Below are 18931 nucleotides of genomic sequence, written 5' to 3'. Positions count from 1 at the left end.
GCGCATGGATCCCGTCACTACATATGAGTTTATCCGGCAGACGCTTATGGCCGTGCTGCTGGCCTCTGCGCCGGTGCTGGTCGTGGCGCTTGGCGTTGGCCTGATGATTGCGTTCTTTCAGGCTCTGACGCAGATTCAGGAGATGACGCTGACCTTCGTGCCAAAAATTGCGGCTATCTTTGTGACGCTGGCACTGGCCTTGCCCTTTATGTATGCGACGCTCACTGGCCTGTCTGATCGGGTGTTCGATCTAATCGCGAATGGCGGTATTTGAGATGACCCGTTTATCCTTGCTCCACCGCGCACTGTTATGCGGCATCCTCGCAAGCACCGCGGGTGAGGCAGTTGCAGAAGGCTGGGCCGGGTTTTACCGCGCGAGCCCCGTTGTCACCGCTCCTGCTGCCACCCGCCTGCGCCCCGCAGCGGCCCAGGGTGGCGAAGACGCTGGGGTTTGTTTGCGCGCTATTCTTGACGCGCAGTTGCGCTACGAAATCCCCGACAATCTGTTGCTCGCCATCGGCATTCAAGAAGCCGGACGCCGGATTGACGGCAACCTGACCATTTGGCCATGGACCGCCAATGCCGACGGCAATGGCGCGTTTTTTGATAGCAAAGGTGCTTTGGAAAGCTGGGTACGGGTCCGGCAGGCAGGCGGCACCGATTCGATTGATGTCGGCTGTATGCAGATCAACCAACGCTGGCATTCCGAGCATTTTTCCTCGCTTTCCGAAGCCACCGACCCGACCGCGAATGTCGAATATGCCGCGCAGTTTCTCCTCAGGCTCTATGAAGAATCGGGCGATTGGTGGGATGCCGCGGGGCGCTATCACTCCTCGACGCCAGAGTTCAAAAAGATCTATCTCGAAAAGCTGGCGCAGAACAGCAAGCTCGCCAATGCCAGCGAATTCCGCCTTGCCGGCCTGCCGACTGCCTCCGCAACTGTTGCCGCTGATAACGAGCCGCGCGAGCAGCCATCGTTTAACTGGAGCGCGGATATGACCGGCAGCGGCGCCCAAGTCATGCATCAGGTCGTGTCGATCTATACGGCCACACCGCTACAGCCGGTTCTGCCAAACTACGCGCAGGTGGAATGACGATGGCCCTGCCCGATACCACCACGGCAGCCAAGCCTGCCTTCAGCTTCGGCAAGTTGGGACGTGACAACCGCGACATCGGCTTTGCCATCGGGGTCATGCTGATCCTTGCGATGCTGTTTGTGCCGCTGCCGCCTTTCTTGCTTGACCTTGGGCTGGCAATTTCACTGTCTCTGTCGGTGCTTATCCTGATGGTCGCTTTGTGGATCGGCACCCCGCTGGAGTTCAATTCCTTCCCGACGCTGCTGCTGGTGGTGACCATGCTGCGGCTGGCGCTGAACGTCTCCTCTACGCGGTTGATCCTCGCCAGAGGCCACGAGGGGCCGGGGGCGGCAGGCAATGTCATCGAAGGCTTTGCCCAATTCATCGTCGGCGGTGATTTCGTCATCGGAATTGTGGTGTTTATCATCCTCGTGATCATTAACTTTGTTGTCATCACCAAGGGCTCCACCCGCATCGCGGAGGTCGCGGCGCGGTTCTCACTCGACGCGATGCCAGGTAAACAGATGGCGATTGACGCCGATCTGGGCGCGGGCGTGATCAACGAACAGGAAGCCAAGACCCGCCGCAGAATAGTCGAAGAAGAAAGCTCGTTTTTCGGCGCGATGGATGGTGCGTCAAAGTTCGTGCGCGGCGATGCGGTCGCGGGGCTGATAATTGTGTTGATCAACGTCTTTGGCGGCATCCTGATCGGGATGCTCAGCCATGATCTGAGCGTGACCCAAGCGCTGAGCAACTATACTGTGTTGACCATTGGTGACGGTTTGGTCACGCAAATCCCCGCGTTGATCGTGTCATTGGCGGCAGGGCTGTTGGTCACCAAGGGCGGCACATCGGGGGCTGCGAACGAGGCCGTTTTGGGCCAGCTGAGCAACTTCCCCAAGGCGCTTTATATGGCCTCGGCGCTGACCTTCGGCATCGGCTGGCTGCCCGGTTTCCCGCTGACGATCTTCCTGCCGCTCGCTGCGGGGATGGCCGGATTTGGCTATGTAATGCAAAAGCAGATAGCAGAGCGTTTGGCCAAAGATACGCAGGAAGCCAAAGACGCCGCCACGCCTACCGATGCCCCCTCCGACGGGGTGGCAGATATGCTGCGGGTGGATGATGTGCGCCTTGATCTGGGCGCGGGACTGGTGCCGATGATCACCTCCGTCGACGCGGCGCTGCCCGGCAAGGTCAAAAGCCTGCGATCGCTGTTTATCAAGGATTACGGCTTTGTCCTGCCGCCGGTTCGGATCAAGGACGATTCCGATCTGCCGTCGCTGACCTATTCGATTTCCCTACAGGGCGTGGAGGCCGCACGCGGCGAAATCGAGCCTTTGATGATGATGGTGATCAACCCCACCGGCGAGGATATTGACCTGCCGGGCAAGCGTACCCGCGAGCCGACCTTCGGGCTGGAAGCGATATGGGTGGATGAGGCTACCGCTTCGGAGGCCGAATTGCGCGGCATGACCGTGGTGGACCCTGAAAGTGTGGTCACGACCCATCTGACCGAAGTGATCAAGGAGCATATGCCCGAAATCCTGACCTATTCCGCGACGCAGGAATTGATCGAAGGGCAGGACAAGGATTACCAGAAACTATTGGCCGATAGCAGCAACAACAGCCCTGCCGTCATGCTACAACACGTGCTGCAAGCGCTGCTGGCCGAGCGGGTTTCGATCCGCAACTTGCCGAAGATTATCGAAGCGGTGGCCGAGGCCAGTGCCAATACCAAGAACATCCGCACCGTGATCGAACATGCCCGTGGCAAGCTAGCCAAACAAATCTGCCAAACCCTCAAGGATCCGCAAGGATACGTTCCGGTGATCAATCTAAATGGTGAATGGGAGCGGGAGTTGGTCAATTCGATCTCGACCGCCAATGGCGAAGACACCTTTTTGATGTCGCCATCGCGGGTGCAGGAATTTGTACTGGCGATGCGCAAGGAAATCCAGAAACACTCGGCTGCCGATCATTGGCCCGCGATTCTGGTAACCCCGCAGGCGAGACCCTATGTGCGCTCTATCCTTGAGCGGGTCAGCCCGACGACCCAAGTGATTTCCCATAACGAAGTGCACCGCAAAGCTTCGTTGCGCACCATTGGCACCGTCGGGTCATGACGCTTGAGGGCTATGTCACGGCGCTGTTTTTCTCTTATCTTGTGGTTTTTGCGCGGCTCGGCTCGGCGCTGATCTTCATGCCAGCCTTTGGCGAGGTGCAAATTCCGATGCGGGTGCGCCTTTCGTTCGCGTTGGTACTTTGCGCCGCTTTGCTGCCAGCCACGCCCGTGCAAGCCGCAATGCCCTCCGAACCACTGGCGTTGGCAATCATGCTTGGCGCCGAAGTCACTATCGGGCTGTGGATCGGGCTGACCGCGCGCATTCTGCTTTCGGCCCTGCAATTTGCGGGCTTTCAGGCGGGTCAGGTCTCGGGGCTTGCCAACGCTTTCGGGCCGTCCTTCGGCTCTTTCGAGGGGGCTACGATGGTAGCAACGTTGATGATGATCAGCGCCGTTGCGATGATTTTCATCACCGACACGCACCACATCATCCTGCGAGCGCTGCTGTCTAGTTATCAGATTTTTCCGCCCGGTGAGGTGATGCTGCAGGACATGACCGACCAGATTCTTCGCGCCGGCGGGCAGAGCTTGTATATCGGCACCGCCATTGCCGCGCCGTTTTTCGTCATGGGTGTGGTGCTGAACCTTGGCATGGGGCTGGCAAACCGGATGATGCCGCAGTTGCCTGTGTTTTTTGTTGCCGCGTCTCTTCTCATCGGCGCGGGGCTGCTGATCCTCGCCATTACCATGCCCGCAATCCTTGAATACTTCATCGAGACGTTCCAAGGATGGTTGATCGGCTTTAGGTTCTGAGATGGCAGACAACGGCGACAGCACGGAAAAGACGTTAGAACCAACCGAAAAGCGGCTTGCAGACGCGCGCAAGAAAGGGGACGTGCCCTCCTCTAAAGAAACCGGCAATATGATGGTGGTGTTGGCTTTACTCGGGATTATCGCCTTTGTTTTGCCGTTGCAGGCGCCGCGCATCGTGCAGGCGCTGACAGGGTTGATCGAGCAAGCACCGAACCTACAAGTTGCCACTGGGACGACCGGCCTCACCCGTTTGGGCCAGATACTTGGCGATTTCATGCTGCGGCTTGTTCTTGCGATTCTTCCCGTGTTCGGGGTGCTGCTTGTGGGCGCGCTGGTCGGGTCGCTTATTCAGGGCGAGACCGTCGTCGCGTTGGAGCGGATCAAACCTAAGCTGTCGAAGATATCCCCGAAAGAGGGGTTCAAGCGCTTGTTCTCCGCCAATTCCTTCGTCGAGTTTATCAAAAGCATTGTTAAGGTTTTTGCGATTGGCTTCTTGGCGATCTGGTTCACCAATCAAGCGGTGCGCGAAATTTGGATGACCATCGGCTTTGTTCCCGAAGCTCTGCCTGCCTATCTGGTTGAAGCCACGCAAAAGCTGTTGGCGTCCGCGGCGATCTTTCTGGTGCCGGTCGCCATCGTCGACATCCTCTGGCGGCGGTTTGACTGGCGCAAGAAACAGCGGATGAGCCAGAAAGATCTCAAGGATGAATACAAGGAAAGCGAAGGTTCGCCAGAGATCCGCCAGAAACGCGCCCGCCGCCGCCGCGAGCTTTCACAGCAGCGCAGCATTTCCGCGGTCCCGATGGCTGATGTGATTTTGATCAACCCGACGCATTATTCCGTCGCGCTGAAGTACGATCCAGCTCAAGATATGGCCCCCGTTTGCATTGCCAAAGGCGCTGATCTTGTCGCGCTACGCATTCGCGAAGTGGCGTTTGAGAATGAGATTCCGATTATCGAAAACAAGCCGCTGGCGCGACTGCTCTATGATACTGTCGAGATTGATCAGGTCGTGCCGGTCGAGCATTGGGAGATCGTGGCCGAAATCATCAGCTTTGTCTTTGACCTCAAGAACAACCGCAAGCGCAAGCCGCCCGCAGGATCAACCCTGCGCAACGACCCGAGCTAGGCGTTATTTGAGCTTGATGCCAACCAGATCCTGATCGCCCGGCAATTGCGACCGCTCAAGAATAATCTTGGAGATTGCACGGGCCCGCACCGCCGAAACCTTGGCCATAATCGGCGCGGCAGAACGGGGGTTCATCTCTCCGAGGATCATGATCGTGGTCTCGATATCCAGATCATCAATGATCCGCGCGGCATCCACAGGCTTCATATTCTTGTAGAACTCAATGAGCCGGTTCAGGTCGTCGGTTTGTGAGGCTTCAACCCGTGCCAGCAACGCCTCGATCGAGTTTTTCAGCTCCATCAACGATGCCTTTTCAATCTCCAGCCGTTCCAGTGCCAGCGCCACTTCGGCTTTGCGCTCTTCAATATTGTCCTTTTGCAGATCAACCAACTCACGCTCGCGGGTCAAGGACTGCAAAACCTCCTCGGGCGTGTCGTTATGGGCCGCTCTGGCGGGCAGATCCTCAACCAACGGCGGTGCATCCGTCGCGGGTTGTAGCCCCGATTCCTCTTTAGTGGCCGCGGCCAGAATAATCGCCGGCGCCGGCATTGGATCAATGTCGCGAAACATCGGAAGTTCAGGGAATGATAGCGCAGCCTTGGCAAACAACGTCAGCCCCAGCCCGCCAATGATCAACTTACCGCTCAGCAGATTTGCCATCGATCAGACCCGTGCCGCGCCGGAGTTCTCGAAGAACGCCCGCACCAGCTCTTTTTTGTCGCGCATCACCCGCAGGCCTGTGACTTCTGCGGACGAAGGGGCCGCGCGGCGACTGGAGAAGGCGGCCTCCGCAGGTTCTGGCGCGGGCTCAGGCCGACGCTCGGCTACGGTGATATTCTCGCGCATTTTCGCGACCGAATGCTCGGATTTGTCCACCGCAGAGGAGAATTCGACCACCAGAGGCTCTAACTCGCGCAGCGTAGCCATCAGCAGACGCACTTTGCGCGACACCAGATAGCCATAGGTGATGCTGCCGATCAAAAGCACGATCGTCACTGTATCAATTATCGTTGCCATCATTTTCGGGCTCCTCCTTGTCGGTGATTTTCTCGGTGATCTGAACGGCGATGAAACCGTTGTTGCGCTTGCCAAGCGAGACTTTGAACATGGGTGCGTCGGCGCAGGTCATCGTCGCGTCCTCGCCCTCTTCGATACCGAAATCGACTGTATCACCGGGCTGCCATGACATGATTTTCTGGATCGGAATCGCTTCTTGGGCCAAGACGACCTCAAGATCCATCTGGGCGCGCTCGATCTGGCCGCTGATCAGATCGTGCCAGGTGCTTTGATCCTCGCCACGGTTGCCAAAGTAGATCTTACCCAAATCAGGGCGGATCGGCTCCAGCGCGTCATAGGGGATCACGACATCCAGCAGACCGACGTGCCCTGCCATCGAGACCGACAGCCGCATCCGCGCGCAAAGGCTGCTGTTCTTCGCGATGGCGGCGGCTTCAGGGTCGGTATCGACACGGTCGAGCTCCAGCGCAGCCCTGCCGACAACCGATAGCGCGCGCTGCAATTCGGCCAGAACGGCTGCTGCCAACCGCTCGCCAAAGCCAAGCTCGATTGCTGTGAAAGCCTGAGTGCTCTCGGTGTCTATGTGTTTGGCGCTGCCGCCCAGCATCAATTCAATCGCCGTCAGCAACAACGTCCGGTCGATAACCAGCAAGATTTCCCCGTCAAACGGCACACCCGCGCCGACGGCAAGTAGCACGGGCGCGGGCAGGCTCTCCATCACCTGCGCGAGCGGGATGTAATCAAGCGAGGTAAGCTTGGCTTCGCACATCGCGCGGGTCAGATCGGGGAAGGCGACGGACAGGTTTTCGACCAGCCGCTCGCCGATAATGTCGAGCATCGGCAAGCGGTCGAAGGTGAAATCCGACAGACGGATGATCTCGTCGATCAGGCTGGCACCCTCGGCCTCGATTTCCTGACTGGTCAGCACTTTGTTCACGCGTCGGCCCCCTACTGCACAATCAAATCGTTGATCAGGATTTCTTGTGGCATGTCATTGCCCACGGCGGCGCGGGCGCGTTTGAGCAGCTCTGCCTTGATGTAGAGGATACCAGCCATGCCGCGCACATCGGCCTCGGACAACCCGCGCAGATAGCCGTTAAAAAGATCGCGCATGAAGGGTTCGCGGCTTTGCATTAACTGCCCCGATCCGGCGTCGGGGCGGTAGGCAACTACCAGATTAACCTTGAGAAAAGATGTCTTTGGCAGCCCCTGCGCATCAAAGCTCTGGATGTTGGTCATCACATCGCCAAAATCGAGCAATCCGGTATCAGCAAGACCGGCGTTTGGATCGGTTTCCTTAGCCTTGAGCGACATGGCGTTCTCCGCATCATGACCATCTTGGGCCAGAGGATCGGTAATGTCTTTGCGCAAATCAGGCTTGGACGCCTCGCCATGACCCGCATCCTCACCCTCATGTTCCGCATCATTCGCGTAGTCGGGCTCAAAAGCTTCCGCATCCTTAACATACGCCATCCGGGCAAGAACAAATCCCCCACCCAAGGATAGAAGACACAGCACTGCTGCAGCCAGAAGCGTCTTTTTCGATCCTTTGGCCGCAGCCGGAGAATCGCCAGTCTCAGCGTCGGGCTTTGCTTTTGTTGATGGTTTCTTGGCCATGACCGCCCTACAGATGCTACCCAAGAACTATTGGGCCGTTTTACTTCAGTTGCAAGAACGTTAACCGTATTTATACTTGCCTTTAACCTTCTATTAATGATGTAAGGGATAAAAGGCAATCCACGGAGTCTGGCGTGCAAGGATTAATAGACAACCTGATGTCCTTGGGACGACAGAAGCTGCTGATCCTCGGCGGAACGGCTATCGCGCTGGTAACAGTGATGCTTTTAGGCTTGGGTGCAGTGTCGCGCCCTGACTATGCGCCAATCTACTCCAACCTTTCAGTCACCTCCGCCAACTCCATCGAATCTGCGCTGACCAATGCCGGCTTTAATGTTCTTGTGGCCGAAGACGGCTCCACCGTCTCGGTCCCCCAGTCGGATGCAGCGCGGGCCCGCATGGTTCTGGCCGAAAGCGGTGTTGCGATTGATGGCGATCCCGGTTGGGAACTTTTCGACGACCAAAGCGGCTTGGCGATGAACTCTTTCTTGCAGAAGATCAATCGCACCCGTGCGATGGAAGGCGAACTAGCCCGCTCGATTCAAACACTTGACGGGATTTCGACCGCACGGGTGCATCTTGTATTGCCTGACCGCGAACCCTTCTCCCGCGAAGCTCCTGCGCCGCGTGCGTCAATCATCATCCGCCCCGATCCAGGCCGCGCCGTAAACCGCAAACAAGCAATTGCCGTGCGCAACCTCGTCGCATCGGCCGTAGCCGAGCTTGACCTGTCGCGCGTTACTGTCCTTTCGGCCAGCGGCGAAACTATCCTTGCTGAAGGGCCGGACGGTGACAGCCCCGGCACTATGCAAACCGCAAAAGCGAACATCGAAGATCGCCTATCGCGCGAGATCGAGAACATCCTCACCGCGCGTGTCGGTGCCGGAAACGCCCGCGTCACGGTCAATGTCGATCTGACAACCCAGCGCGAAGTTATTGTCGAGCAGAGTTTTGATCCCGACCAACAGGTGGTTAGATCCACCGAATCAAAGTCGGAAAATCAAAGCGGCAATGAAGGAGGCGGGAATGTTGGCGTAGAGAACAACATTCCCGCAGCTCTCACCGATGGGGCGGCAGCGGGGAACAGCTCCAACCGCTCCGAGGCCGATGAAATTGTACAATACGAAATTGGCAATACCCGCCGCGAAATTGTACGCGAAGCAGGCGACGTGCGGCGCATGACCGTCGCGGTATTGGTGAACGGCATCTACAATGTCGAAGGCGCCGATGTGGCCTATGCCGAACGCAGCGCCGAGGAACTTGCCCGCCTGTCAGAACTGGTGAAATCCGCCGTTGGCTTCCAAGACACCCGTGGCGATTCCATCTCGGTCGATAGCATGCGATTTATGGATTATTCGATGGATCTGGGCGAACCTATTGACCAGACCATGGGCGAGCGCTTGTCGGAAAATATGGTGCCGCTGCTGCGCGGGCTCTTCGCACTACTGATCGTCGGTCTGGTGTTAATTTTGGGCGTGCGCCCGATGCTGCGCAACCTCGCACCAGCCGAACAACTGCCTCCGCCGGAGGATGACATCACACCCGCCCTCGGCACTGCAAAAACCGAAGCGCTTGGCCATGCGGGCACTCCAAAACCCGCCGCACTGCCAGGCCCGACCCCAGCCTTTTCCCGCAGCCAAAGCGATGCAGATGTGCTGGACGCTGACGGGGACGATGAACCCTCCGAGCTGGTCACCAAGCAGGGTATAAAAGGCAGCTTGCACAAGAAGAATATCGATCGTATTCAAAAGCTTGCCGACGACAAACCCGAAGAGGTCTTGCGCGTGTTGCGGTCGTGGCTGATGGCCGAGGCTGACGCGTGATTGATCTGTTTCGCCATAACTTTGATGTGGACACGGACAGGGCGGCACACGGCGAAGCGACTGCCGCCGCACGGGCTCGCACCGAAGCCCAGGCGCGTCTGGAAGAAGCGCGACAGCAGGGATTTGACGCGGGCCGCGCCTTAGGCCGTCAAGAAGCACAGGCCGAACATGCGCAAGCCGACGCCGCCCGTTTGGCCGAAGCATGCGACAGCATCAGCGCACAACTGGCTAGCTTAGGTGCCGTGGAAACCGCACTGGCGCAGAGCGCCGAGCGCGATATCGTCGATATGTTTCTTGGTGTCGCGGACCGTCTGTTGCCTGAGTTGCTGGCCACGCATGGGGCCGATCTGGCCGCCGCCCGCATCCGCAAAAGTGTCGCCGAAGCACGTACCGATCCCGTGCTGAAAATCCATGCCAGCCCCGAGGTGATCGCCGCCCTTGAAAGCGAAACCCCAGACTGGGTTGGCACCGGCCCGACCCGCATTGAACTGGTACCCGATGTGCAGGCGGCCCCTCATACCGCACAAGTGTTCTGGCAGGGTGGGCATCTGGAATATGATCTCGATCAGGCCTGCACTGCCATCCGTGACGCGCTGCACAAGGCGGCGCATGACTTCAAACAAGCCACTCAGAAAGCTGGATAAATGTTGGAAAATGACCCCAAGACAGCCCGCAGCGAGCCCTCCATTCAGCAACAGATCGCTGATGCAAAACCGGCATCTGAAACGGCCGAGACCCCCAAGAAGCAGGACGGTAAAAGCCTCGATGCAATCTTTGGTGTCAAGCTGGAGGTGCGCGTCGTGCTGGGGCGCAACCGGATGCCGATCTCAGAGCTGCTGAACCTGACGAAAGGTTCGGTTATCGAGCTTGACCGCCGCGTCGGCGAGCCTGTTGATCTAATGATCAACGACCGCATGGTGGCCCGTGGCGATCTGGTGCGGGTTCAGGGCGATATGCTCGGCGTGGCTTTGCGGGAAATCGTCAAAGACTTCGTGTCGGAAATCTGACCCCCAAATGCGCGGCGCACTTCATATTGGCACGCTGGCTTTCGCCGCGACTGTGGCCGTCTCGCTTTTCGCGGGGATGGCAGCAGCGCAGGAGACTGAGATTGGCGGACTGATCCGCGATCTGTCGTCCCAGTTCGGCAATGTGGCACCCGGCAGTGATGCGGGTGCCAGCCTTTCGGGCCGGTTGATCCAGCTGTTCGCGGTCATTACCGCCCTGAGCGTCGCGCCGGGGTTGCTCGTGGTGATGACCAGTTTTACCCGCTTTGTCATCGTGTTTTCGATGTTGCGCCTTGCGCTCGGGCTGAACCAGACACCGCCTAATATCGTGCTCAACGCAATGGCGCTGTTCATGACATTTTTCGTAATGCAGCCAGTGTTTGAGGATGCTTGGGACGGCGGTGTGCGACCGTTGATTGCCAATTCGATTACCGAAGAGCAGGCCATTTTCGCCGTCATCGACCCCTTTAAAACTTTCATGCTCGCCAATACTCGCGACAAGGATTTGGCGCTGTTTCAAGACATCGCGGGCGAAACTCCAGCCCCCGCTGACGGCCCTGATAGTACCCCAAGCTGGCGGGTTCTCGTGCCAGCTTTCGTGATTTCAGAACTGCGCGCGGCCTTCACTATCGGCTTCCTGATCTACCTGCCTTTCGTGGCAATTGACCTGATTGTTGCCTCAGTCTTGATGAGTGCGGGGATGATGATGCTGCCGCCCGTCTTGGTCTCGTTGCCGTTCAAAGTGATCTTCTTTGTCCTGATTGACGGTTGGTACATGCTGGCCGGGTCATTGATTGCTTCATATTCCGGGGGATAACTGGCGATGCGCCCTCGAATCACGTGTTATTCATGATCAACATGGTCTATCCTTGGGTAACTCTCCTTGATACGGATGCTGTCTGTCGATGAACCAGTTCGTTCCCTTTCGCAAACACCGCCGCATGTCGGGTGCACAGAAATCCGCCATCCTCTTTTTGTGCCTGGGTGAGGAACGCGGCGGCGCGTTAATGCAGCAGCTTGACGTAACCGAAATCCGGCACATCACCACAGCGATCTCTACCATGGGAGAAATCGACGCGAGCATCGTCGAAGAAATACTGTCGGAATTTGATGCCAAGATCAGCCATCAAGGCGGCGTTGTTGGCTCAATCGAAGCCGCGCGCGGTCTGCTGAAGGAGTTTTTGCCCGAAGACCGCGTGGCGGAAATTTTGCATGAAATCAACGGCAACACGGTCGATAACGTTTGGAAAGACCTCTCCGATCTGAATGAAAAGCAACTGGTCGAGTTTTTGGCGAAAGAGCATAACCAGACCATCGCGGTGATCCTGACGCGCATCCGGCCCGAGGCAGCCGCCAAGGTTTTGCCAATGCTCGGAACCGACCGCGCCCCTGACGTGATCGAGCGGATCATGCAAATGGACAACCTGCCCGTCGACACCATCCAAAGCATCGAAAACACCCTGCGCGAAGACGTGCTGGCCCGTGCCAACCGCAGTGCTGAGGCCCGTATCGAAAGCCAATTGGTATCTATCTTCAATAACCTTGATGAAGACCTTTTTGCACGCATTTCCAAAGAATTGGAACAACGGCAACCCGAGCAGTTCAAGGCTATCCAGCAAAAAATGTTCGTCTTTGACGACCTGATCAAGTTCAAAGAAAACATGCTCGGCAAGGTCATGCGCGAAGTCTCTGGCAACACCCTGCCGTTGGCGTTGCGCGGCGCGAAAAAGGAAGTGCGCGAGTATTTTTTGAATTCATTGCCGCAACGGTCCCGCGGGATGCTGCAGGATGAGATGTCCTCTATGGGTCCGGTGAAGGCCCGCGATGTAAAAGAAGCGCAAAGCAAACTGGTCGAAGCAGCGCTTCGCCTTATTGCCGATGGCGCTGTCACCCTTCCCGAATCTGATGAAGACATGCTCGAAGACGCGATGGACTGAAGACTAGCGGTAGAGTCTACTCGCCGAGAAGTTTACTGTCGCAATATCCAACGTTATCGGCACAAACTGCGCACCAAAGCGGGCCGATTGCAGGATCGAAAGCGCTGCACTACTGGTCGAAAACCCCTGCGGGTTCGTCACATCAGAAATCGCGGTATATTTTGAAATGAGGCGATCTTGTTCAGCCGGATCGGAGAGTTTGGCGAGATCAAACTTGGCCTGAAACAGATCGCGCTGTTTGTCGAGATCGAGCGTCGCGATTTGCTCTGGCAAGCCAAGCGCAGTTTTGAAAAAGTTGGTAAGTTTTTCATTTGCAAGCACTTCAAACCAGCTATCGATGCCCGCGACTTTCTCGCGAAATTCCAGCACCGTGCCGACGGTTTCATTCTGATCGTCGGTCTGGTTGATGAAGCTGCGGTTATAAAACCGGTCAACGATCGCGTCTTGAAACGCGGCCGAATTGAAATCGGGCCCCTGCGTGCCGGATTCGGTGGTGAAGCCCAAGGCGAGATGCATCTCACGGAATCGCGTATCGGTCAGTCGGTTCAACAGGGATTCTGGGGCTACCGGATCACTCTCCAGCATCTTGCGGATCAGCCCTTTGCCAAAGATCTGATCTTCCAGATCAAAGGCGCGCATCACGAAGCTATAAACCTCGAAATCCTCGATCAGCTCTTTGGCCGAGGTGATCTGTCCGATGCGCTCCCGAAACGCGGCTTCCGCGCGTTGGTTGGCAGGCTCGTTGCGCATCACCACAAGCTGTTTGTCGCGGGTCGCGTCGATCAACCTCAAGGCGGTCGGACTATTCAACCCGCTAATGCTGATCATATCGCGCCTATTCCGCTGCCGTTGCGGTCGCTTGGGTCTGGATCATGTCGAACAAACGCGCCTCATACTCAATCAACGGGCGCAGGGCGCGCATCGCTTTGTAAAAGTCCGCCTGTGAGACATGATTGGCCGCCTCAAAGATGTGTTTTGCCACATCATCGTGGAATACCGGCACCAGTTTGCCCAGCCGTTTTTGGATAATTGGTACCAGTTTGGTGCGGGTATCCCCGTCCAGCAGCGCAGCCTGGATGAAGAAGTAGACTTCCTTCACCGGCGTGCGGGCTTCGTTTTCCTTGAGCAGATCGGCCTCACGCACGATATCGGCGTGAGTTTCAATCATCAATTGTTGACGTCGGTCGCTGTTGCGCACGACACAGCCATTGATCAGGATCCGCTCGTTCGGTTTAAGTGTAAGTCGCAGGCCCATATCGGTTATTCCGCCGCTGTGTCAAAGGCTTTGCCGCCCAGACCATCGATGATGCTGCGATTAATGTCGATTAACGGGCGCACCGTTTTGCCCCCCGCCATCACACCTTGGGTATGTTTGTCGACCCAGATGGCCAGCGACAACAGCGACGCGCGCAAATCCGGCGTCATCTTATTATCCTTGGAGGACAGATCCATCTTGAACGTCATCCAGATCATCTGATTTTTCCACAGGGTATGGCGCAAACCGTCAGCCAGAAGCTGCAATCTGTCAAACCGCTGCTCGGCTTCATCAAATGCCCGATACTGCTGCTCCAGCTCCGATGTCACCTGCGCCAAAAGGCGGCGTTCAATCTGGCGGGGCGCTTCCGTATGGGAGATCGTCCGCTTATATGCGGCTACACTCATCTCATCACCTGTCGTTTTTTTCTATTATACTCTGCCTCGGATTAACCATAGCCGCCCGCGGTTAAGAGAAATTTAACGTTTGGGAATAAATGAGAGAATGCAGCGAGATAGCGCATGAAACGACGCCAATGCTTGCATTGATGTCACAACCTCGCCGCGAGAAACGGCAAAGGCGGCTTATGTTAGGCGAAATAGAAGCGGCACGGGCAGCCCGCGCCGCGCTTTGATTATTGAACGTGCACTTGTGCCAGTCTATGCGCCGTTTGGCGGTGCGCAACGGCGCGGGCCACATCGGCGGCGGAGGCATCTATCTTTGGCGTGCCCGCAAGGTTCACCAAGATATTGCCCAAGCTTAGCCCCAATGCATCGCTGGAGTAGTGCTCGGCCTCGCCCATGGCACGCGGCTCGATGTAAATAACCACATCATCGCCGAGATCGATGTCAAATTCTTGAAACAAGACATCCGCGAGCGTTGCACCCGGCATGATTTCTGTACCGGCATACAGGGCGAAGGGCGCGGCATCGCTGTTCGGCGCGGCAGACGCGAAACAGACCATGGGAGCAGCCAAAAGCGTGGAAAGGATTACTGCCAACGGCGACAGTTCGACAGCCTCGCGACGCTCGAATGCGCCGCTCCACAGATGCTCCATAATGTCTTTGGTCATGTATCCCGCCCCATCGTTAATACACGTTAAGATTACGAGGTCAGAGATGCGAAATGAACACGAGATTTGTTAAATATTTGGGAGCCAACCGCTAGATATGGTGGTTAAGTGTTGCTCCCATGCCTGTGCACAAGCTGCGTTTCGACCGATCAATGGGCGTGTATTAACCATATTTATCAGTCACTACATATAGTGGCTGTGGATGAAATGCCCTCAAATTGTGGATAAGTCTCGGCGATGTAGTGTGAAGTTCGCAGCGGGAAGGTTTTTACATTAAATGCTTTGCCATGGGCGCTAAAACCTGTCGCAGCACTCGCCCATGCCGTGAATCACTGTACTGTGATCATCCAGAGAGTCGGCGCTCTAACTTTGTGCAAAGACGCCGGTTCTGTTCATGCGAAACTGGTATCCAGTGGCCCGAACAGTGGCGAGCGAGACCTCGGCACCAAAGCTGTCCTTCAACTTTTTGCGGATTTTGCCGACATGCACGTCAAACTTCCGGTCCCCGTAGCGCCACGGACGGTCGTCTACTGCGATACTCAACGCGTCGCGGCTGACAATTTCACCGGCATTACTATAGAGTACCCGCAAAATCTGTGCCTCGGCGACAGAAAGGCCGGCGCGTTCAACGATGAAGGCTTCCGTGTCCCAGTTGCGGTCACAATCGGCTAGAACCGGATCCTCCAGCGAGCGCCCGAGCCGCGCATAGGTGCGCAACGCCAACTCATGAAGAGATGCAGGCCAGCTGACCACATCATCCGCACCAGCAAGAAACGCCTTAGCGCCCAGGCTCTGGCCTTTGTCATAAAGCGCTATGATTACAGGCCGTTCAGCCAGCTTTTTCAATGATGCAATCAGCTCCAAGCCATCGGCTTCTTGCGCCAGATGCACCATCACCACATCCGCCCCACGAAGTCCGTCAATCTGGTCTGCTGTTGTTGGCGTATCACGGACAAAGTTGAGCCCGCCTTTCAGCACGACTGAAAACAGGTAAGTGAGCGCTTGGCCCAGCTTTTCATCATTCGCGATAAGGACAGAGGAGACAGGTGCCATGAAAAAATCAAACTACAAATTAACGCGTGAACTGCACAACTTCCTGCAGATTAGAATACTCTGGCCGTCGCACAAAATGGCCTGTTGAGGCATCATCCTCGCGACAAAGTGGTAAAATTTCAAGAACAATCCATCTTTTACAGGAAGATTAGCCATTTCTTCACACTCTATTAACTTTAAGCCCTAAATGCTCTTTTGTGAGGCTGCAGAAGGCGCCGACCGACACCTGAGAATAGGTACGAAGATGACAAATACAAAAAGCGCGGTTGCAACGCGGCGGGCTGCGATGGCAGCGGCAGAACGGTTGGAAATTTTGGTGAACCTTACACGCGACGAAGACGTGTTCTTGCATGAAACCATGAAGACCGCCCAACAGGTGATCGCCAATTCCGGTGTCATGACTCAAAACGCCCGCGTGACCGGACCGACACGTACTCTCAGACATTGAGCACTGCAAACATGCCATGAGCGGAATTTGTCTTTGCGATTCACGGCGTGTACTTGCCCAATTATAGAAATTTAGCTGAAAACGTTTGCTGTGCAAAGAAAAGCGCCCATATACTGATCTGACTGAAGATCTTTTCATACCGGACTTCTTTATAGACCTGCCTATTCTTAACCCGTTCTTGACAATTTTGATGCTATATCCTTTTGGCCCCCGCCGGTTTTGGGATCGACACGACTGGCGCGAAGGAAAGAGAGATCAATGAAAGTTAATTTTCACACTCTACCGGTCAATGACGCCGTGGTTGAGATTCTGTCGCAGTTCGCCGCGCGGGAATCTGCGACTGTCGAGGAAGTCCTCGCACTCGCCCGCCAACTTCCTGCCGTACTCGGCCAAGGTGGGGGCCAGACAAACTTTGCCGAGATCGCCACTCCTTCAACCCAGGAAGCAAGTTCCACCCGCCCTGCCGTTGCGATTGAAAAATCTTGGAACGACGAGACCGTAACCTGCCTGTGCTGCGGACGCCGCTTTACGATGCTGAAACGTCATATCATGGCTGAACATAGCCTGACCGAAGACCAGTACCGCGCCACGTTTAAACTCGCGGACGACCATCCGCTGGTCGCGCCAAGCTATTCTCTGCGCAAAGCCGAATACGCCAAACGCATCGGGCTTGGAAAGTACACGAGAGACGAAACCCCCGATCGCGGGGTCGCCTCCCCGTCGTGACCGTACGGCCACGCGCCTTGGTATCGCCACAGTTTGGTCCTTTGATTCACAAAGTTCGCCGTCATATCTGCTGATGGACGGGCAGTAGCAGAAGCACTGCCGCCATAAGACGACCGGAACAATTCGGCGATCGAGGCAGAAAAAATGGCAGCTACTCCCCAGCCCAAGATCTTTAAGAAGTACGAAATCATCGAAGCCAGTGGTCATCACGGCGGCGGCTGGAAGGTGGCATACGCCGACTTCATGACTGCGATGATGGCGTTCTTCCTCTTGATGTGGATTCTCGCCAGCGCCGATGAGCAAAAGCTGCGTGGCATCGCGGAATATTTCACCAATGCAACTCTGCCTGGCGGCAGCGGCGTTTTGGATGGCGCCACGCTTGGACCACCCGGTACCTTGACCGCGTCAAACGGCAGCGTCGTGGCCCGCGGGTCTGAGCTTGGTAAAATCGACGACCCGACCCCTGCCCAGTGGGAAATTCGCGATGTTACCCCGACCTCAGATCCCAAGGAGCTGGCGCTCGGCACCCGCGAGGGCGACCACGAAAATCCAGCTTCAGCCGAGCAATCCAGCCAGACACTCAAGACCGGCCCAGAATCGGGTAAAGAGTCGGGCGCGGCTACAGGTCAGCAGAACAGTGCAAGCCTGGACGGCACCGCGAACAGCGCAGCCGAGGCGAAACATGCGCAAGATACCCTCAAATTCGAGCAGCTCCAGCAGGAAATTCTGCAAGCCATGCAAAACAACCCCGAACTTGACCCCCTAAAACAGAACGTAATTTTTGAACAAACCCCGGAAGGGCTGCACATCCAGATCGTTGATCAGGAGGGCAAGCCTATGTTCCACAGCGGTCAAGCCGAGATGGTCACCGCAACGCAAACTTTGGTGCAAAACCTTGGGCAATCGCTCTCGGCTCTGCCCAACCGGATCGTGTTGTCCGGCCATACCGATGCCGTGCCATTTGCCGACGGACGGAACTATGACAACTGGGATCTGTCCTCGGATCGAGCGAATGCAACCCGCCGTGTTTTTGAATCTTCCGGCATTGATCGTAAACGGATCATCCGGGTCTCCGGTATGGCCGACACCCAGTTGCTGGTGCCTGAAAACCCGCTCGCCCCGTCAAACCGCCGCATCTCGATCATGGTGCAATATCAGACCGCCACGGACACTGCGGCAGAGCCTTCCGCTCCGGCGATGGAAAAAGCGGAAGCCGCTCCTGAACAAACACCGCACCGAGAGGCCCATTTGGTAACGCCAGCATTTAACCCTGTGGATGATCAGGTCTTTCAAAACCTGCGGAACGCCCTGCGCTAAAAGTGCGGCGCGCCGCCCAGCGGTTTGCCCCGACGCACGCTGGAAAACCGGGCGCGGCGGTTCATGTCGACGGAATGGCGCAGAAACTCAGGCAAAAGAGGGCTCAGCTCGCGCGTCGCCGGCAAAGCCGATTCCACCTCGACCGCGGGGCGGCGCAAGACTATATCGCGGGGCCGCGCAACTTCCGCTACCGGCTTGCGTCCCAGAACCACTGCCGGATCAAGCCCCTCTTCAATCGCGAAAGTCACATTGACCGCGTAATCAATCGCCTCTTCAAGGATAGCAGGGTCGGAAGCGACCAACGCCATCAAGCGACGCTCATCAGAATACCGGAAAGGTTTCGTCGCAAAGCCTTGAATCTGCGGCACAAAACAAACATCCTGTTTGGACAGGCGCAACGTATCCAAAAGCCGCTGCGGCATCTCTTTGTATTCATCACGACGGAACACAACCATGCTGCATTCGCCCGCCCGCGACAGGCAGGCGGCAAGGCAAATATCATCGGGCCAGGCGGCAAATGCATGTTTGACGTCTTCGGCATCAATCAAAACGACCAATGTGCTTTCGATCTCTCTCATGCGC

General features: G+C 56.6%; 23 protein-coding genes. 13 read left to right on the top strand and 10 right to left on the bottom strand.

The window, feature by feature from the left end:
- The first annotated feature begins 4 nt into the window (after window positions 1-4).
- Genes fliQ through flhB form a run of 5 tightly spaced genes read left to right on the top strand, consistent with a single transcriptional unit; the run spans window position 5 to window position 5080 of the window.
- The gene (gene fliQ, locus BM174_RS15180; protein ID WP_093924708.1) at window positions 5-274 is read left to right on the top strand and encodes a flagellar biosynthesis protein FliQ; all 270 of its coding nucleotides are present in this window, start codon (window positions 5-7) and stop codon (window positions 272-274) included.
- Window position 275: 1 nt separating this feature from the next.
- Window positions 276-1094, top strand: a complete 819-nt coding sequence (locus tag BM174_RS15175; protein WP_177209496.1) for a lytic transglycosylase domain-containing protein — start codon at window positions 276-278, stop codon at window positions 1092-1094.
- Between the two features lie 2 nt (window positions 1095-1096).
- Complete coding sequence (flhA, locus tag BM174_RS15170; protein ID WP_093924706.1) at window positions 1097-3199, top strand: flagellar biosynthesis protein FlhA; 2103 nt, start codon at window positions 1097-1099, stop codon at window positions 3197-3199.
- Complete coding sequence (locus tag BM174_RS15165; protein WP_093924705.1) at window positions 3196-3951, top strand: flagellar biosynthetic protein FliR; 756 nt, start codon at window positions 3196-3198, stop codon at window positions 3949-3951. Before flhA ends, BM174_RS15165 begins: the two co-directional genes overlap by 4 nt.
- Before the next feature lies 1 nt (window position 3952).
- Window positions 3953-5080 (top strand): flagellar biosynthesis protein FlhB, encoded by a 1128-nt coding sequence (flhB, locus tag BM174_RS15160; RefSeq protein ID WP_093924704.1) that lies wholly within the window; start codon window positions 3953-3955, stop codon window positions 5078-5080.
- Window positions 5081-5083: 3 nt separating this feature from the next.
- Here the strand turns inward: flhB and BM174_RS15155 are convergent, their stop codons facing one another.
- The 4 genes from BM174_RS15155 to BM174_RS15140 are packed head-to-tail and all read right to left on the bottom strand — an operon-like array spanning window position 5084 to window position 7714.
- Complete coding sequence (locus BM174_RS15155) at window positions 5084-5740, bottom strand: MotE family protein (RefSeq protein ID WP_093924703.1); 657 nt, start codon at window positions 5738-5740, stop codon at window positions 5084-5086.
- 3 nt (window positions 5741-5743) lie between these two features.
- Window positions 5744-6100 (bottom strand): flagellar motor switch protein, encoded by a 357-nt coding sequence (locus BM174_RS15150; protein ID WP_093924702.1) that lies wholly within the window; start codon window positions 6098-6100, stop codon window positions 5744-5746.
- On the bottom strand, window positions 6081-7034 hold the full coding sequence (locus tag BM174_RS15145) for a flagellar motor switch protein FliM (RefSeq protein ID WP_245766394.1): 954 nt from the start codon (window positions 7032-7034) through the stop codon (window positions 6081-6083). Before BM174_RS15145 ends, BM174_RS15150 begins: the two co-directional genes overlap by 20 nt.
- 11 nt (window positions 7035-7045) lie before the next feature.
- Window positions 7046-7714, bottom strand: coding sequence for a flagellar basal body-associated FliL family protein (locus BM174_RS15140; RefSeq protein ID WP_093924701.1), 669 nt, complete (start codon window positions 7712-7714; stop codon window positions 7046-7048).
- 134 nt (window positions 7715-7848) lie between these two features.
- Here BM174_RS15140 and fliF point away from each other — a divergent pair, with 134 nt between their 5' ends.
- The 5 genes from fliF to BM174_RS15115 all read left to right on the top strand — a co-directional run bounded on the left by fliF (window position 7849) and on the right by BM174_RS15115 (window position 12478).
- On the top strand, window positions 7849-9537 hold the full coding sequence (fliF, locus tag BM174_RS15135; protein ID WP_093924700.1) for a flagellar basal-body MS-ring/collar protein FliF: 1689 nt from the start codon (window positions 7849-7851) through the stop codon (window positions 9535-9537).
- Window positions 9534-10181 (top strand): FliH/SctL family protein, encoded by a 648-nt coding sequence (locus BM174_RS15130; RefSeq protein WP_093924699.1) that lies wholly within the window; start codon window positions 9534-9536, stop codon window positions 10179-10181. The genes fliF and BM174_RS15130 overlap by 4 nt, the downstream gene beginning before the upstream one ends.
- The gene (locus BM174_RS15125; RefSeq protein WP_093924698.1) at window positions 10182-10544 is read left to right on the top strand and encodes a FliM/FliN family flagellar motor switch protein; all 363 of its coding nucleotides are present in this window, start codon (window positions 10182-10184) and stop codon (window positions 10542-10544) included. It abuts the gene before it with no gap.
- 7 nt (window positions 10545-10551) lie between these two features.
- Window positions 10552-11358: a flagellar type III secretion system pore protein FliP gene (gene fliP, locus BM174_RS15120; protein WP_093924697.1), complete on the top strand. Its 807-nt coding sequence runs from the start codon at window positions 10552-10554 to the stop codon at window positions 11356-11358.
- An 88-nt stretch (window positions 11359-11446) separates the two neighbouring features.
- The gene (locus BM174_RS15115; RefSeq protein ID WP_245766393.1) at window positions 11447-12478 is read left to right on the top strand and encodes a flagellar motor switch protein FliG; all 1032 of its coding nucleotides are present in this window, start codon (window positions 11447-11449) and stop codon (window positions 12476-12478) included.
- Window positions 12479-12481: 3 nt separating this feature from the next.
- Here the strand turns inward: BM174_RS15115 and BM174_RS15110 are convergent, their stop codons facing one another.
- From BM174_RS15110 to BM174_RS15090, 5 genes are all read right to left on the bottom strand, one after another.
- A complete protein-coding gene (locus BM174_RS15110; protein WP_093924696.1) occupies window positions 12482-13306 on the bottom strand; it encodes a DUF1217 domain-containing protein in 825 nt (274 codons plus the stop codon).
- Window positions 13307-13313: 7 nt separating this feature from the next.
- On the bottom strand, window positions 13314-13733 hold the full coding sequence (locus tag BM174_RS15105; RefSeq protein WP_093924695.1) for a flagellar biosynthesis repressor FlbT: 420 nt from the start codon (window positions 13731-13733) through the stop codon (window positions 13314-13316).
- 5 nt (window positions 13734-13738) lie between these two features.
- Window positions 13739-14140: a flagellar biosynthesis regulator FlaF gene (locus BM174_RS15100; protein ID WP_093924694.1), complete on the bottom strand. Its 402-nt coding sequence runs from the start codon at window positions 14138-14140 to the stop codon at window positions 13739-13741.
- 227 nt (window positions 14141-14367) lie between these two features.
- A complete protein-coding gene (locus BM174_RS15095; RefSeq protein WP_093924693.1) occupies window positions 14368-14805 on the bottom strand; it encodes a hypothetical protein in 438 nt (145 codons plus the stop codon).
- Between the two features lie 363 nt (window positions 14806-15168).
- On the bottom strand, window positions 15169-15858 hold the full coding sequence (locus BM174_RS15090; protein ID WP_093924692.1) for a response regulator transcription factor: 690 nt from the start codon (window positions 15856-15858) through the stop codon (window positions 15169-15171).
- Between the two features lie 244 nt (window positions 15859-16102).
- On the opposite strand from BM174_RS15090, the gene BM174_RS15085 reads away from it, so the two are divergent.
- The 3 genes from BM174_RS15085 to BM174_RS15075 all read left to right on the top strand — a co-directional run bounded on the left by BM174_RS15085 (window position 16103) and on the right by BM174_RS15075 (window position 18349).
- On the top strand, window positions 16103-16306 hold the full coding sequence (locus BM174_RS15085; protein ID WP_093924691.1) for a hypothetical protein: 204 nt from the start codon (window positions 16103-16105) through the stop codon (window positions 16304-16306).
- A gap of 258 nt (window positions 16307-16564) precedes the next feature.
- Window positions 16565-17032 carry a MucR family transcriptional regulator gene (locus BM174_RS15080; RefSeq protein ID WP_093924690.1) on the top strand — a complete coding sequence of 156 codons (468 nt, stop codon included), beginning with the start codon at window positions 16565-16567 and terminating at the stop codon, window positions 17030-17032.
- 144 nt (window positions 17033-17176) lie between these two features.
- Window positions 17177-18349, top strand: coding sequence for a flagellar motor protein MotB (locus tag BM174_RS15075; RefSeq protein WP_093924689.1), 1173 nt, complete (start codon window positions 17177-17179; stop codon window positions 18347-18349).
- On the opposite strand, the gene BM174_RS15070 is transcribed toward BM174_RS15075, so the two are convergent.
- Entirely contained in the window at window positions 18346-18927 is a 582-nt protein-coding gene (locus tag BM174_RS15070) for a flagellar motor protein (protein WP_093924688.1), read from the bottom strand. The genes BM174_RS15075 and BM174_RS15070 overlap by 4 nt on opposite strands.
- Window positions 18928-18931 lie beyond the last annotated feature (4 nt).

The organism is Sulfitobacter brevis (assembly GCF_900112755.1).
Taxonomy (GTDB): domain Bacteria; phylum Pseudomonadota; class Alphaproteobacteria; order Rhodobacterales; family Rhodobacteraceae; genus Sulfitobacter; species Sulfitobacter brevis.
Note: the sequence above shows the minus strand (reverse complement) of the source record. Positions and strands in the feature narration are given on the sequence as shown.

Coding starts and splice junctions, on each gene's coding strand:
- BM174_RS15080 (WP_093924690.1), top strand. CDS start 16,565: ATGAAAGTTAATTTTCACACTCTACCGGTCAATGACGCCGTGGTTGAG.
- BM174_RS15165 (WP_093924705.1), top strand. CDS start 3,196: ATGACGCTTGAGGGCTATGTCACGGCGCTGTTTTTCTCTTATCTTGTG.
- BM174_RS15150 (WP_093924702.1), bottom strand. CDS start 6,100: ATGATGGCAACGATAATTGATACAGTGACGATCGTGCTTTTGATCGGC.
- BM174_RS15115 (WP_245766393.1), top strand. CDS start 11,447: ATGAACCAGTTCGTTCCCTTTCGCAAACACCGCCGCATGTCGGGTGCA.
- BM174_RS15095 (WP_093924693.1), bottom strand. CDS start 14,805: ATGACCAAAGACATTATGGAGCATCTGTGGAGCGGCGCATTCGAGCGT.
- BM174_RS15155 (WP_093924703.1), bottom strand. CDS start 5,740: ATGGCAAATCTGCTGAGCGGTAAGTTGATCATTGGCGGGCTGGGGCTG.
- flhA (WP_093924706.1), top strand. CDS start 1,097: ATGGCCCTGCCCGATACCACCACGGCAGCCAAGCCTGCCTTCAGCTTC.
- fliQ (WP_093924708.1), top strand. CDS start 5: ATGGATCCCGTCACTACATATGAGTTTATCCGGCAGACGCTTATGGCC.
- BM174_RS15075 (WP_093924689.1), top strand. CDS start 17,177: ATGGCAGCTACTCCCCAGCCCAAGATCTTTAAGAAGTACGAAATCATC.
- BM174_RS15090 (WP_093924692.1), bottom strand. CDS start 15,858: ATGGCACCTGTCTCCTCTGTCCTTATCGCGAATGATGAAAAGCTGGGC.
- fliP (WP_093924697.1), top strand. CDS start 10,552: ATGCGCGGCGCACTTCATATTGGCACGCTGGCTTTCGCCGCGACTGTG.
- BM174_RS15175 (WP_177209496.1), top strand. CDS start 276: ATGACCCGTTTATCCTTGCTCCACCGCGCACTGTTATGCGGCATCCTC.
- BM174_RS15085 (WP_093924691.1), top strand. CDS start 16,103: ATGACAAATACAAAAAGCGCGGTTGCAACGCGGCGGGCTGCGATGGCA.
- flhB (WP_093924704.1), top strand. CDS start 3,953: ATGGCAGACAACGGCGACAGCACGGAAAAGACGTTAGAACCAACCGAA.
- BM174_RS15105 (WP_093924695.1), bottom strand. CDS start 13,733: ATGGGCCTGCGACTTACACTTAAACCGAACGAGCGGATCCTGATCAAT.
- BM174_RS15100 (WP_093924694.1), bottom strand. CDS start 14,140: ATGAGTGTAGCCGCATATAAGCGGACGATCTCCCATACGGAAGCGCCC.
- BM174_RS15110 (WP_093924696.1), bottom strand. CDS start 13,306: ATGATCAGCATTAGCGGGTTGAATAGTCCGACCGCCTTGAGGTTGATC.
- BM174_RS15125 (WP_093924698.1), top strand. CDS start 10,182: ATGTTGGAAAATGACCCCAAGACAGCCCGCAGCGAGCCCTCCATTCAG.
- BM174_RS15140 (WP_093924701.1), bottom strand. CDS start 7,714: ATGGCCAAGAAACCATCAACAAAAGCAAAGCCCGACGCTGAGACTGGC.
- BM174_RS15070 (WP_093924688.1), bottom strand. CDS start 18,927: ATGAGAGAGATCGAAAGCACATTGGTCGTTTTGATTGATGCCGAAGAC.